Annotated in this window: 13 protein-coding genes; 10 read left to right on the forward strand and 3 right to left on the reverse strand. The window is 65.2% G+C overall.

The features are described from left to right. Positions 1-3 precede the first annotated feature (3 nt). The 10 genes from AC07VU_RS27645 (at position 4) to AC07VU_RS27690 (ending at position 10,873) form a co-directional block, all read left to right on the forward strand. Positions 4-1,902 carry an IucA/IucC family protein gene (locus tag AC07VU_RS27645; RefSeq protein ID WP_495030843.1) on the forward strand — a complete coding sequence of 633 codons (1,899 nt, stop codon included), beginning with the start codon at positions 4-6 and terminating at the stop codon, positions 1,900-1,902. Then, on the forward strand, positions 1,895-2,785 hold the full coding sequence (locus tag AC07VU_RS27650; protein WP_277588770.1) for an ABC transporter substrate-binding protein: 891 nt from the start codon (positions 1,895-1,897) through the stop codon (positions 2,783-2,785). Before AC07VU_RS27645 ends, AC07VU_RS27650 begins: the two co-directional genes overlap by 8 nt. Then, complete coding sequence (locus AC07VU_RS27655; protein WP_274334401.1) at positions 2,782-3,771, forward strand: FecCD family ABC transporter permease; 990 nt, start codon at positions 2,782-2,784, stop codon at positions 3,769-3,771. Before AC07VU_RS27650 ends, AC07VU_RS27655 begins: the two co-directional genes overlap by 4 nt. Continuing rightward, positions 3,764-4,795: a FecCD family ABC transporter permease gene (locus AC07VU_RS27660; protein WP_277588772.1), complete on the forward strand. Its 1,032-nt coding sequence runs from the start codon at positions 3,764-3,766 to the stop codon at positions 4,793-4,795. The genes AC07VU_RS27655 and AC07VU_RS27660 overlap by 8 nt, the downstream gene beginning before the upstream one ends. A gap of 10 nt (positions 4,796-4,805) precedes the next feature. After that, positions 4,806-5,597, forward strand: a complete 792-nt coding sequence (locus tag AC07VU_RS27665; RefSeq protein WP_150051348.1) for an ABC transporter ATP-binding protein — start codon at positions 4,806-4,808, stop codon at positions 5,595-5,597. Beyond that, positions 5,594-6,373, forward strand: coding sequence for an IucA/IucC family C-terminal-domain containing protein (locus tag AC07VU_RS27670; RefSeq protein WP_495030844.1), 780 nt, complete (start codon positions 5,594-5,596; stop codon positions 6,371-6,373). The genes AC07VU_RS27665 and AC07VU_RS27670 overlap by 4 nt, the downstream gene beginning before the upstream one ends. Beyond that, positions 6,370-6,984 (forward strand): RraA family protein, encoded by a 615-nt coding sequence (locus tag AC07VU_RS27675; RefSeq protein ID WP_277588774.1) that lies wholly within the window; start codon positions 6,370-6,372, stop codon positions 6,982-6,984. Before AC07VU_RS27670 ends, AC07VU_RS27675 begins: the two co-directional genes overlap by 4 nt. A gap of 393 nt (positions 6,985-7,377) precedes the next feature. Next, positions 7,378-9,939 (forward strand): nitrite reductase large subunit NirB, encoded by a 2,562-nt coding sequence (nirB, locus tag AC07VU_RS27680; RefSeq protein ID WP_495030845.1) that lies wholly within the window; start codon positions 7,378-7,380, stop codon positions 9,937-9,939. After that, positions 9,939-10,328 carry a nitrite reductase small subunit NirD gene (gene nirD / locus AC07VU_RS27685; protein WP_087090888.1) on the forward strand — a complete coding sequence of 130 codons (390 nt, stop codon included), beginning with the start codon at positions 9,939-9,941 and terminating at the stop codon, positions 10,326-10,328. The genes nirB and nirD overlap by 1 nt, the downstream gene beginning before the upstream one ends. Positions 10,329-10,432: 104 nt before the next feature. Next, on the forward strand, positions 10,433-10,873 hold the full coding sequence (locus tag AC07VU_RS27690) for a CBS domain-containing protein (RefSeq protein ID WP_102679772.1): 441 nt from the start codon (positions 10,433-10,435) through the stop codon (positions 10,871-10,873). A 38-nt stretch (positions 10,874-10,911) separates the two neighbouring features. Here AC07VU_RS27690 and AC07VU_RS27695 read toward each other — a convergent pair whose 3' ends face one another. The 3 genes from AC07VU_RS27695 to AC07VU_RS27705 all read right to left on the reverse strand — a co-directional run bounded on the left by AC07VU_RS27695 (position 10,912) and on the right by AC07VU_RS27705 (position 12,401). Next, positions 10,912-11,334 (reverse strand): NUDIX hydrolase, encoded by a 423-nt coding sequence (locus AC07VU_RS27695; RefSeq protein WP_277588777.1) that lies wholly within the window; start codon positions 11,332-11,334, stop codon positions 10,912-10,914. Positions 11,335-11,437: 103 nt separating this feature from the next. Next, positions 11,438-11,911 (reverse strand): DUF6392 family protein, encoded by a 474-nt coding sequence (locus AC07VU_RS27700; RefSeq protein ID WP_277590005.1) that lies wholly within the window; start codon positions 11,909-11,911, stop codon positions 11,438-11,440. Between the two features lie 28 nt (positions 11,912-11,939). Next, complete coding sequence (locus AC07VU_RS27705; RefSeq protein ID WP_277588778.1) at positions 11,940-12,401, reverse strand: DUF6392 family protein; 462 nt, start codon at positions 12,399-12,401, stop codon at positions 11,940-11,942. Positions 12,402-12,410 lie beyond the last annotated feature (9 nt).

Genomic DNA, 12,410 nt, shown 5'->3' on the forward strand with positions numbered 1-12,410 from the left:
CCGATGAACTTCACAACCATGGCCGCCGAGCTGGTGATGCAGGACCTGATCGATTGCCTGCTCGCCGAAGACTTCTTTGGCCGCGAACCCTTGCCGCTGCTGACCGCCAGCCAATGGCGCCAGGCCCATCCAGAAGCGCCAGCCCTCGAAGCGCCAGCCCTCGAAGCCCCAACCCTTGAAGGCGCGGATGGGCAGCAGCGGATCTGGGAATGGTGCTGCGACGCCCAGGAACAGCGCTTTATCAGCATCGCCCTGCGCCCGGGCATCACCCAGCAGTGGGAAAAGGTTCCGGGCACGCAGGTTCTGGCCCGTCAGGAGCAGCGCTGGACGGCGCTGGGCCCGGTGGATTTCATGCGCCGGGTGTTCACCGGCATGGGCCCGCGTTTCCAGGACAATGAAAAGGGCCTGACGCTGTTCCTCGAAGTGCTGCATATCAGCGTCTGGCAGACCGCCCTGTCCCTGGAGCACCGGGTCGACCACCAGGGCCTGATGGCCCAGGACGGCGCGACCTTTTTCCGCACCATGGAGCAGTGGGCTTCGCTGCGCGATCGTCCGTACCACCCGCTGGCCAAGGCCAAGCAGGGCTTGCTGCAGGCCGAATACCAGCAGTACCAGGCCGAGTTCGCCCGGCCGGTGGCGTTGAACTGGGTGGCGGTGCACAAGAGCCTGTTGCAATGCGGCGCGGGCGTGGCGGACCTGGAACAGGTCTACCCGGCGCGCTACCTGTTGCCGGAAACCTTGCAGGAACGCCTGGCCGGGGAGCTGCGCGAGCGCGGCATTGGCGACAGCCACGTGGCCTTGCCGGTGCACCCGTGGCAGTTCGAGCATGTGTTGCCGGCGCAACTGGGCGATGCCTTCGCCCGTGGCGACTGCCAGCGCCTGGACTTCAGCGAGGCCACGGTATTCGCCACCTCGTCGCTGCGCTCGATGACCCCCTGTTTCGCCAGCGCCGACTACCTCAAGCTGCCGATGGCCATCTATTCCCTGGGCGCCTCGCGCTACCTGCCGGCGGTGAAGATGATCAACGGCGGCCTCAGCGAAGCGCTGCTGCATCAGGTGCGACGCCTCGATCCGGTGCTGGATCAGAGCCTGTACCTATGCGACGAGAGCAAGTGGTGGGCCTTCATGCCGCCCCAGGCGACCCTGTTCGACGAGGCGCCGCGGCACCTGTCGGCGATGGTCCGCGGTTACCCACAAGCCTTGCTCGACGACCCGGACTGCCGCCTGCTGCCGATGGCCGCCCTGGGCACGCCATTGCCCGGCAGCAACCGGCACTTCTTCGATGAGTGGATGCAGTACCGCGAACTGCCGGTGACCCAGGCTTCGGTGCTGACCCTGTTCGGCGAGCTGTGCCAGCGCTTCTTCGACGTCAACCTGCGGATGTTCCGCCTCGGCATGCTCGGCGAGGTGCACGGGCAGAACGCGGTGCTGGTGTGGAAGGCCGGCCAGGCCCAGGGCCTGCTGCTGCGCGACCACGATTCGCTGCGCATCTTCGTGCCGTGGCTGGAACGCAACGGCATGGCCGACCCGGAATACCGGATCAAGAAGGGCCACGCCAACACCCTGTACCACCAGCGTCCCGAGGACCTGCTGTTCTGGCTGCAGACCCTGGCGATCCAGGTCAACGTGCGGGCGATCATCGACACCCTGGCCCAGGTCTACGCCGTGCCGGCCACTGCACTGTGGCGCACCTTGCGCCAGGTGCTGGACGCTCTGCTGCAGAGCATCGACTTCGACGACGAGGCGCGGGCGATGATCAGGCACCAGCTGTTCGAAGCGCCGCGCTGGCCGCAGAAGCTGCTGCTGACGCCGATGATCGAACGCGCCGGCGGCCCGGGCAGCATGCCGTTCGGCAAGGGCGAGGTGGTCAACCCGTTCCAGCGGCTGGCTCCCGATGCCTGACCCGCTGATCCATCCCGGCAGGCGCACGCTGTTGCGCCTGTCCCTGGGGTTGCTGGCCTTGCCACGGATCGCCCGCGCCGAACCGCTGCGCCTGGTCACCCTGTTCCAGGGCGCCACCGACAGCGCCGTGGCGCTGGGCGTGACGCCCTGCGGCGTGGTGGAGTCGTCGAGCGAAAAGCCGACCTTCCGTTATTTGCGCCCGGCGCTGGCGAATGTTCCTCATGTCGGCCTGGAAACCCAGCCCAGCCTTGAGGACATCGTGCTGCTGGAGCCGGACGTGATTGTCGCCTCGCGTTTTCGCCACCAGCGCATCGCGCCGCTGCTGGAACGCATGGGCACGGTGCTGATGCTCGAGGAAGTCTTCGAGTTCAAGCGCACCCTGGCGTTGATGGGCGCGGCCCTGAACCGCCAGCAGCAGGCCAGCAGCCTGCTGGGGCAATGGCAGCAGCGGGTGGCGCGCTTGCGCGAGCAGTTGCAGGTGACTTTCGCCGGGCGCTGGCCGCCCACGGTGTCGGTGCTGGATGTGCGTGAAGACCACATCCGCAGTTACCTGCCGAGCAGTTTCGCCGGCTCGGTTCTGACGGAGCTGGGCTTCGCCTGGAACCCGGTCGCCCGCGAGTCCCGGGGCACCTATATCAAACTCACCAGCAAAGAGAACTTGCCCGTGGTCGATGCCGACCTGTTTTTTGTATTCCAGCGCGACAGCCAGGCGGTGCAGCACAACTATGAACGGCTGGTGCATTACCCGTTCTGGCAGCAGCTGCGCGCCGTGCAACAGCAGCAGGTGTGGCGGGTCGATGGCATCGCCTGGAGTTTCTCCGGAGGGATCCTCGGCGCCAACCTGATGCTCGACGACATTGCCCGCCTGGTGGCGTCTTCATGAGCCGTGGGCTGAAACTCGGCCTGGCGCTGGTCGTCCTGCTGCTGTGCGCAGGCCTGAGCCTGGCGGCCGGGGCGACCTGGATCGAACCGTCGCAGTTGCTCAAGGGCCTGCTGCAACCGGACAGCCTCAGCGCCGGCCAGCAGTTGATCTTCAACAGTCGCTTGGCGCGCACCCTGATGGCCGTCGCCGTGGGTGCGAGCCTGGCGGTGGCGGGGGCGCTGATGCAGGCGCTGACCCGCAACCCGCTGGCATCGCCGGGGTTGTTCGGGGTGAATGCCGGGGCGACCTTCGCGATCATCCTGTGCTCGTCGCTGTTTGCCCTGTCGTCCATGAGCCAGTGGCTGTGGTGCGCCTTTATCGGCGCCGCGCTGGCCGGCAGCCTGGTGTGGCTGATCGGCAATCGCGGCCAGGGCAGCCTCAACCCGCTGCGCATCGTCCTGGCGGGGGCGGCGATCACCGCGTTGTTTTCCGCCTTCAGCCAGGCGCTGCTGGTGGTCAACGAGGAGGGGCTGGACACCGTGCTGTTCTGGCTCGCCGGGTCGTTGTCCGAGCGTGACCTGGGGCTGGCCGCGCCGCTGCTGATGGGGGTCGCGCTGGCCTTGCTCGGCGCGTTGCTGCTGGCCGGGCAGGTCAATGTGCTCAACGCCGGCGAAGCCATCGCCATCGGCCTGGGGCAGCGCACCGGGTTGATCCGCTGGCTGATGAGCGTGCTGATCATCGGCCTGGCGGGTAGCGCGGTGGCGCTGGCGGGCAGCATCGGTTTCATCGGCCTGCTGGTGCCGCACATGGTGCGCAAGGGCCTGTCCATCGACCATCGCTGGTTGCTGCCGGGGTGCGCGGTGCTGGGGGCGATCCTGCTGTTGCTGGCCGACACCCTGGGGCGCCTGGTGATCCTGCCGCAGGAGGTGCCGGTGGGGGTGATGACCGCGTTGTTCGGCGCGCCGTTCTTTATTTTCCTGGCCCGTCGCGGAGGCCGTTATGAATAACACCCTGACCCTGCGCACCGCCAGCTTCTCGCGGCGTATCGACCTGGCGACCCTGTGGCGGCTGTTGCTGGCCGTGCTGGCGACGGCGCTGGTGATGCTCGGCGCCTTGTCCCTGGGCAAGCTCAACCTGTCGCCGCTGACCGTGCTGGAGCTGCTGTGGCGCGGCGGCGACGAGCGCCTGCTGTTCATCGTCGAGCAACTGCGCCTGCCGCGCCTGCTGCTGGCGGCCCTGGTCGGCGCGGCGCTGGCGGTGTCCGGCCTGATTTTGCAGAGCATCATCCGCAACCCGCTGGCGTCCCCCGATCTGCTGGGCATCACCAGCGGCGCCAGTGCCGCGGCGGTGCTGTACCTGTCGTTCTTTTCGTTGCTGCTGGGCCCGCAGTTCCTGCCACTGGCGGCAATGCTCGGCGCCGGGCTGGCGGCCCTGGCCATTTACCTGCTGGCCTGGAAGCAGGGCACCTCGCCGCTGCGCCTGGTGCTGATCGGCGTCGGGGTGTCGGCTCTGCTGGCGGCGGTGACCACCTTTGTCCTGGTGTTCAGCCCGCTGACCACCACCTTGTCGGCCTATGTCTGGCTCACCGGCAGCGTCTACGGTGCCAGCTGGCCGGAGCCGCGGGCCCTGGCCGGCTGGTTGCTGGCGATCCTGCCGTTGCTGGTGTGGCTGGCGCGCCAGGTGCGGGTGCAACAACTGGACGATGCCTTGGCCCAGGGCATCGGCGTGCGGGTACAGTGGCTGCGCGCCGGCCTGTTGCTGGTCAGCGTGGCCCTGGCCGGGGCGGCGGTGGCCTGGGGCGGGGCGATTGCCTTTGTCGGGCTGATCGCGCCGCACATCGCCAAGCGCCTGGTGGCCCCGGGCTTTGCCGGGCAGGCGGTGATGGCGGCGTTGGTCGGCGCCAACCTGGTGATGCTTGCCGACCTGATCGGGCGCACCCTGTTCCTGCCGCTGGACCTGCCGGCGGGGATCTTTGTCGCGGTGCTGGGCACACCGTTCTTTCTTTATCTTTTGATCAACCAGCGGCACTAAGGAATTCCCGATGTCCTCGATGGCAACCCAGCAACTGACCCTGGGCTATCAGCGCCAGGTGATTATCGACGGGCTGGACCTGCAACTGCCGGCGGGCCAGGTATCGGTGCTGATCGGCAGCAACGGCTGCGGCAAGAGCACCCTGCTCAAATCCCTGGCGCGGCTGCTCAAGCCGCAGCAGGGCTCGGTGATCCTCAATGGCGAGGATATCCAGCGCAAATCCACCGCGGCGGTGGCGCGCGAACTGGCGATCCTGCCGCAGATGCCCAGCGCCCCCGAAGGCATCACCGTGCGCCAGCTGGTGGCGCTGGGGCGTTATCCCTACCAGAACTGGATGCAGCAATGGTCGGCCCAGGACGAAGCCATGGTCGAGCGCGCCCTGTTGCAGACCGGCGTGCAGGCGCTGGCGGAGCGGCCGGTGGACGCCTTGTCCGGCGGCCAGCGCCAGCGGGTGTGGATCGCCATGACCCTGGCCCAGGACACCGAGATCGTGCTGCTCGACGAGCCCACCACCTTTCTCGACCTGGCGCACCAGATCGAAGTGCTGGACCTGTTGCGCGAGCTCAATCGCCAGGAAAACAAGACCATCGTCATGGTCCTGCACGATCTCAACCTGGCCTGCCGCTACGCCGACCATATGGTGGCGGTGCACCAGCGCACCGCGTTCGCCCAGGGCCGGCCCGAGGAGATCCTGACCGAGGAACTGGTCAAGCAGGTGTTCGACCTCAACTGCCGGATCATCGCCGATCCGTTTTTCGGCACGCCGCTGTGCATTCCCTTTGGCCGGGAACTGCCGCGATGAACCTGCAAGCCGCCTTCAACCCGCAAGACTGGAGCGTGCTATCCGGGCCGCTGCGCCTGAAACCCATGGCCCAACGCGACCGCCAGCGCTCCCTCAGCGCCCGCGCTTTGCTCGACGATGAAACCTGTATCGCGCTGCTCGACCAGCTGGGGCCGGTGATCGGTTCGCCGACCCGGGCGATCACCGCCTCGCTGCTGGCCAAGCGTTTTTCCTTCCTCGCCACCGGCGCCTGCCTGTACGCCATGTCGGTGTGCGACCAGGGCCTGCTGCTGTCCCTGGACGACTGCGTGATCGAGTACGGCCACGACGACGGGCTCTGGACGTCGTCGATGCCGCTGGCAGACCGGCCGCCCCAGGCGTATGCCGCAGGCGAACGCGACGCCTGGCGCTCGGCAATTGTCGAGGTGCTGTTCGCCGGGCTGCTGGCGCCGCTGTGGCAGACCTTCAACCGGGTCAGCGGCATTTCCCGGCGCATCCTCTGGGAAAACACTGCGGTGCGGGTCTATTCGCTGTACGAAAAACGCATGGGCAAGGTCGAGGACCCGCTGATCCGCTTGCGCCATGAGGCGGACTTCGACTGGCTGCTGCAAGAGGCCGCGCCAGCGCTGTTCGGCCTGGACTACAACCCGCTGCGGCACTTCCGCCGGCCGCCGACGCAATTGGAGGAGGGCAAGAGCATCCGCTTTCGCCGCACCTGCTGCTTTTATTACGAGGCCACCGAACCGGCCGAATACTGCTCCACCTGTCCGCTGTTGCGCCCGAGGAAATGCCGATGATCGCTCCCCGCCAACACCACGCCAGCGCCGCCTTGCTTGAGCATTACCACGGTATCGCGCCCTCGACCCTCGGCCATTTTGGCGACGAGGGTTACCTGCGCGGCATCCGTCCGCTGTTCGACGGCCTGCGCATGCTCGGCAATGTGGTGACGGCCAAGGTCTTCGCCCCGGATGGCGCCATCCTGCGCGACGCGCTGCTGCTCAGCGAACCGGGGGATGTGCTGGTGATCCAGTGCGTGGGCGATCAGGAGTGCGCCTGCTGGGGCGAACTGCGCACCCTGGCCGGGTTGATCAAGGGCCTTTCCGGGGTGGTGGTGGAGGGCGCGGTCACCGATGTCGCCGCCTTGCGCGAGCATCGCCTGCCGCTGTTCAGCCGTGGCGTCAGCGCCTACACCACCCGCGGCATCGGCGAGCGGGGGGAGGTCAACCTGCCTATCGAAGTGGCCGGGGTGCGGGTCAACCCGGGGGATATCGCCATCGGCGACGACGACGGCGTGTTCATCCTCGACGGGCAACGGGCCGAGGCGCTGTTGCCAGAGCTGCTGGCCAAGGAAGAGCAGGACCGCGAGCGGCGCGCGGCGTTCTTGCAGCGCCTGGCCGCCACCCGCTGACGCGTCGGCGAACCGGCCGGGTTTGCACTTTTATAAGGCTCGCGGCTCCGGCCTTGCACCAGGCTAAGGCGATTCCTGGCCCAGGGCAGGCTATCCGGGAGCCTTGCAGAATGACCGCGCAACCCCACCAGCACGGCCTTTCAAGGCGTGCGGCGCAGCCTGGCACAAAGGCTGCAAGACAGCCGCTAACGCCCCACCGCGCATGTCGCGGGCGGGCCGCCCCCTCGGTCAACGCGGATCGATCGGCCAACCGGCCATGGGCACTCGGTGAGTCAGGCACAGCAGCCCGATCGCACACCGCAAATAACAGGCAAAGGCGCCTGGAACCGTAAGGTTTCAGGCGCTTTTTTTTTGCTTTAAAAAACCGTGATTGGCTTGGGTCGGGTGCTATTTATGAATGCCATTGTTGCCCCTTTGAACACACACAAAACCCTGATCGTGATCGGCAACGGCATGGTCGGACATCATTGCGTCGAACAGTTGGTGGCGCGCGGCGCCCTCGAGCAGTACCGCCTGCACGTCTTCAGCGAAGAACCGATGCGCGCCTACGACCGGGTGCACCTGTCCGAGTATTTCAGCGGTCGCGACGCCGAATCCCTGGCCCTGGGCGATGCCGCGCTGTACCAGGCCCCGGGCTTGACCCTGCACCTGGGGGTGGCGGTGCTGCGCATTGACCGCGAGCACCGCCAGGTCATCACCGCCGCCGGCCCGGTGCATTACGACAAGCTGGTGCTGGCCACCGGGTCCTATCCCTTCGTGCCGCCGATCGACGGCGCCGCAGGCGACTCGCGCCTGGTCTATCGCACCCTGCAAGACCTCGACGCCATCCGCGCCGCGGCCGCCAATGCCCGGCGCGGCGTGGTGGTGGGCGGCGGGCTGCTCGGCCTGGAGGCGGCCAACGCCTTGAAGAGCCTGGGCCTGGAAGCCCATGTGGTGGAGTTCGCGCCACGGCTGATGCCGGTGCAGCTGGACGAGCAGGGCGGTCGCGCGTTGAAGGCGCGGATCGAAGCCCTGGGCGTCGGCGTGCACCTGGGCAAGGGCACCCAGTCGATCAGCGCCGGCGAGCAGTACCGCTACCGGATGAACTTCGCCGGCGACGACTTCCTCGAAACCGACCTGATCGTGTTCTCCGCCGGGATTCGCGCCCAGGATGCCCTGGCCCGCGACTGCGCCCTGGAGATCGGCCCGCGCGGCGGCGTGGTGGTGGACAACCAGTGCCTGAGTGGCGACCCGCACATCTACGCGATCGGCGAGTGCGCCAGCTGGAACGGCAGCCTCTTCGGCCTGGTGGCCCCGGGTTACCAGATGGCCCGCAGCGTCGCCGCGCAGCTGTGCGGCGAGCCGGGCGAGCCCTTCATGGGCGCGGACATGTCGACCAAGCTCAAGCTGCTGGGGGTGGATGTCGGCTCCATCGGCGACGCCCAGGGCCTGACTCCGGGCGCGCGCAGCTACCAGTTCATCGACGAGGCCACCGCCAGCTACCGGCGCCTGGTGGTGGATGCCAGCGGCAAGCAGGTACTCGGCGCCGTGCTGGTGGGCGACAACAGTTACTATGACACCTTGCTGCAATACATGCAGAACGGCATTGCCTTGCCCGCCGAACCGGCCGGCCTGATCCTGCCGTCCAGCGCCGGCGCGCCGACCCTCGGCCCGGGCGCCTTGCCCGAATCGGCCACGGTCTGCTCCTGCCACAACGTGACCAAGGGGGCGATCTGCTCGGCCATCGACGGTGGCTGTTCCGAGCTCGGCCAGCTCAAGACCCGGACCAAGGCCTGCACCGGTTGCGGCGGCTGCGCCGGCCTGCTCAAGCAGGTGTTCGAGCATGAGCTGATTGCCCGCGGCGTCAGCGTCGACAAGAGCCTGTGCGAACACTTCGCCTATACCCGCCAGGAGCTGTACGCGCTGGTGCGGGTCGAGGGCATCCTCAGTTTCGACGAGATGCTCGCCAAGCACGGCCGTGGCCACGTCGGCTGCGATATCTGCAAGCCAGCGGTGGGCTCGATCCTCGCCTCGTGCTGGAACCAGCCGATTATGGACCGCTCCCTGGTGCCGCTGCAGGACACCAACGACACCTTCATGGCCAACATGCAGAAGAACGGCACCTACTCGGTGGTGCCGCGCATCGCCGGTGGCGAGATCACTGCCGACAAGCTGATCGTGATCGGCCAGGTGGCGAAGAAATACGAGCTCTACACCAAGATCACCGGCGGCCAGCGCATCGACCTGTTCGGCGCCCAGCTGCACCAGCTGCCGGATATCTGGGCCGAGCTGATCGCCGCCGGTTTCGAGACCGGGCATGCCTATGGCAAGTCGACCCGCACCGTGAAGTCCTGCGTGGGCAGTACCTGGTGTCGCTACGGCGTGCAGGACAGCGTGCGCATGGCCCTGGAGATCGAGGACCGCTACAAGGGCCTGCGCTCGCCGCACAAGCTGAAGTTCGCGGTGTCCGGCTGCACCCGCGAATGCGCCGAGGCGCAGAGCAAGGACGTCGGCGTGATCGCCACCGAGAACGGCTGGAACCTGTATGTCTGCGGCAACGGCGGCATGCGCCCGCGCCACGCCGAGCTGTTCGCCACCGACCTCGACGACCAGACGCTGATCCGCTACATCGACCGCTTCCTGATGTTCTACATCCGCACCGCCGACCGCCTGCAACGCACCTCGGTGTGGCGCGAAAGCCTGGAGGGCGGCCTGGATTACCTCAAGGCGGTGGTGATCGACGACAGCCTGGGGCTGGGCGCCGAACTGGAAGCGCAGATGCAGCTGGTGGTGGACCGCTACGAATGCGAATGGGCCAACGCCCTCAAGGACCCGGAAAAACTCAAGCGCTTCCGCACCTTCGTCAACGACCAGCGCCCCGACCCGGACATTCATTTTGTCGAGGAACGCGGCCAGCGCCGGCCGATCATGGCCGCCGAACTCAACCTGATCCCTGTCACCGAGGAGGTGCTCTGATGAGCCTGTCGCCAAGCCTGCAACCTATCGAAAGTGGATTCGTCGAGCAGCCCGGCGTGCAGTGGCAGGCGGTGTGCAGCCGCCAGGACCTGGTTAGCCACAGCGGCGTGGTGGTCTGGCACGACGGCGCCCAGGTGGCGCTGATCTACCTGCCGGATGCCGCGCAGCAGACCCTCTACGCCATCGACAACCACGACCCGCAGTCCGGCGCCAACGTGATCGGGCGTGGCCTGGTGGGCTGCATCAAGGATGAGCTGGTGATCGCCTCGCCCCTGTACAAGCAGCACTTCCGCCTGGCCGACGGCACCTGCCTGGAATACCCGGAGCAACGCCTGCGCACCTGGCCGGCGCGGCTGCGTGGCGACGTGGTGGAAATCGGCGTGCGCTAAGCCGCGCGCCTTAGCCAATCCACGATTCAACCTATATGCATGCCTGACTCCGCGCCACCCGGCGCGGGGCCGGAACCCCTGTTGCTCAAGTATCGGAGACGCCCATGAAAACCGCTGCTCAGTTGCTGAAGTTGAAGGCCGTGGAACACCGCCAGGTGCACAGCATCGGCCCGGACCAGATGGTGCTCGAAGCACTGCAGATGATGGCGCAGAAAAACGTCGGCGCATTGCCGGTGATGGAAGCCGGGCAGGTGGTCGGCGTCATCAGCGAACGCGACTATGCGCGCAAGGTGGTGCTGCAAGGCCGTTCATCGGTAGGCACCCCGGTCCGCGCCATCATGAGCGCCCCCGTGGTCACCGCCGACAGCCAGCACAGCATCGAACGCTGCATGGCCGTGATGACCGACAGCCACCTGCGCCACCTGCCGGTGCTGGACGGCGAGCAACTGATTGGCTTGCTGTCGATTGGTGATCTGGTGAAGGAAGCGATTGTCGAGCAGGCGGACCTGATTCGGCAGTTGGAGCACTATATTCGGGGGCATTGAGGGGAGGGGGCGGGCGAGTGAGATGGCCGGATTGAGTGTCAATTCTCCATGGGTGCTTTTGCGAGACTAAGTCTTATGAACCCCAAGGCATCTTTGTACATTTGATGCCAGGCTTCAGAGGGCTCACTCATTAATGGATGCCAGAAAAACCTGAACTCATGCCCTCCATCATCCTCAGTATGATGAACCCAGGTATCAGGGAGGTCCTGCGCGACATGGCACTCATGGAGTGCCCACATCTGTCCGGTTATAGGCGAGCGCCACGCCCCCAAATCTCGTACCACCTTGCCTTGAATCCCGGCTTCCTCGACCAGCTCACGGGCAGCGGCCATCTCGGTTGACTCTCCGGGTTCCACGCTACCCTTGACCAGTTGCAGACCTGCCAGCGGATGCTCAAACGCCAAGATTTCTAGCGTTTCACTGCTCCGTAGCACTACCGGACAGGCTTTATCTACTGTCATGCCATCTTCCTCTTGGCTTGTAATTTCGCATCCTGCTCAGCTGAAAAACCTTCCCGGAGGGGATACGGCGTTCATACCAAAGACCAGCATTGTCCCAGCAGAACTAAGCCTGTGATCTTTCGTTCAGCTCGAACACTACATCTTCAACCTCCATTTCGCCGTTGTATTTGAAAACCACTTGAGTCTCTTTAGGCATGCTCGAAAAACGATAGGTATCAGACCCACCTGTCATACCTCGAATGGGCATTTTGAAGGGGGCTCGTGATGCAAAAGGCTCTCCGAAACGGGATCGTACCCACTGTTGGCTCATTCGAGTTTCAAGTTTGTAGGGCAGTCCTCTCCCGTAGGTGGATGCTCCCTCGAAGCTTTCGAGCAAGCTGATAAAGAAAATTTCAAACCGTAAATTGCTGGCCCAGAACCCCATTTCAAGACCTGGCTCAGGGGCCATCGATAAGGTATCGCTGTCCTCGAAAATACCCATTGGCGGACCTCCCGGAAGATGCATGCCAGAGGCAATCATCTCGGGGTAGGTGCGGCCAAGACTCTTAACCAGCTTATCGATCATGACGGCGTTCATTTCCTCGCTCACGGTACCTCCTGCAAAACTACGCATGTGATCTTTCGTTCAGCCTGAAGACGATACCTTCCACTTCCATTTCAACGGTGTACTTGAACAACACATGGACGCTCTTGGACATGCCTGGAAAACGATAGCTATCCCAGCCGCCTGTCATGCCGGAGATAGGAACTCTATAAGGCGCTCCTGACTCCAGCGGCTCGCCATATTGAGATTTAACCCACGCCTGATTCATCTTCGTTTTGAGCTGGTAGGGAAGGCTCCCTCGGTATATGGGTTCTCCTTCAAAACCCTCAAGAAAGGTAATGAACAGGTTTTCAAAACGTTGAGTGCTGGCCCAAAAACCCAATTCGATCCCTGGCTCCGGCGACACTGTCACCCTGTCGCTGTCATCAAAGATGCCCTTTGGTGGCCCTCCTGGTAGATACATTCCTGAGGCAATCATTTCGGGGTAAGTGCGCCCGAGGTTTTTGACCAAGTCATCGATCATTGCAGCGTT

This window comes from Pseudomonas sp. GW821-FHT02B10, from assembly GCF_059421865.1.

Excerpts from the sequence above, each read along its gene's own strand:
- AC07VU_RS27690 (WP_102679772.1), top strand. The coding sequence starts at position 10,433 with ATGAAAACCGCTGCTCAGTTGCTGAAGTTGAAGGCCGTGGAACACCGC.
- AC07VU_RS27655 (WP_274334401.1), top strand. The coding sequence starts at position 2,782 with ATGAGCCGTGGGCTGAAACTCGGCCTGGCGCTGGTCGTCCTGCTGCTG.
- nirD (WP_087090888.1), top strand. The coding sequence starts at position 9,939 with ATGAGCCTGTCGCCAAGCCTGCAACCTATCGAAAGTGGATTCGTCGAG.
- AC07VU_RS27660 (WP_277588772.1), top strand. The coding sequence starts at position 3,764 with ATGAATAACACCCTGACCCTGCGCACCGCCAGCTTCTCGCGGCGTATC.
- nirB (WP_495030845.1), top strand. The coding sequence starts at position 7,378 with ATGAATGCCATTGTTGCCCCTTTGAACACACACAAAACCCTGATCGTG.
- AC07VU_RS27670 (WP_495030844.1), top strand. The coding sequence starts at position 5,594 with ATGAACCTGCAAGCCGCCTTCAACCCGCAAGACTGGAGCGTGCTATCC.
- AC07VU_RS27665 (WP_150051348.1), top strand. The coding sequence starts at position 4,806 with ATGTCCTCGATGGCAACCCAGCAACTGACCCTGGGCTATCAGCGCCAG.
- AC07VU_RS27650 (WP_277588770.1), top strand. The coding sequence starts at position 1,895 with ATGCCTGACCCGCTGATCCATCCCGGCAGGCGCACGCTGTTGCGCCTG.
- AC07VU_RS27675 (WP_277588774.1), top strand. The coding sequence starts at position 6,370 with ATGATCGCTCCCCGCCAACACCACGCCAGCGCCGCCTTGCTTGAGCAT.
- AC07VU_RS27695 (WP_277588777.1), bottom strand. The coding sequence starts at position 11,334 with ATGACAGTAGATAAAGCCTGTCCGGTAGTGCTACGGAGCAGTGAAACG.
- AC07VU_RS27645 (WP_495030843.1), top strand. The coding sequence starts at position 4 with ATGAACTTCACAACCATGGCCGCCGAGCTGGTGATGCAGGACCTGATC.
- AC07VU_RS27705 (WP_277588778.1), bottom strand. The coding sequence starts at position 12,401 with ATGATCGATGACTTGGTCAAAAACCTCGGGCGCACTTACCCCGAAATG.
- AC07VU_RS27700 (WP_277590005.1), bottom strand. The coding sequence starts at position 11,911 with ATGAACGCCGTCATGATCGATAAGCTGGTTAAGAGTCTTGGCCGCACC.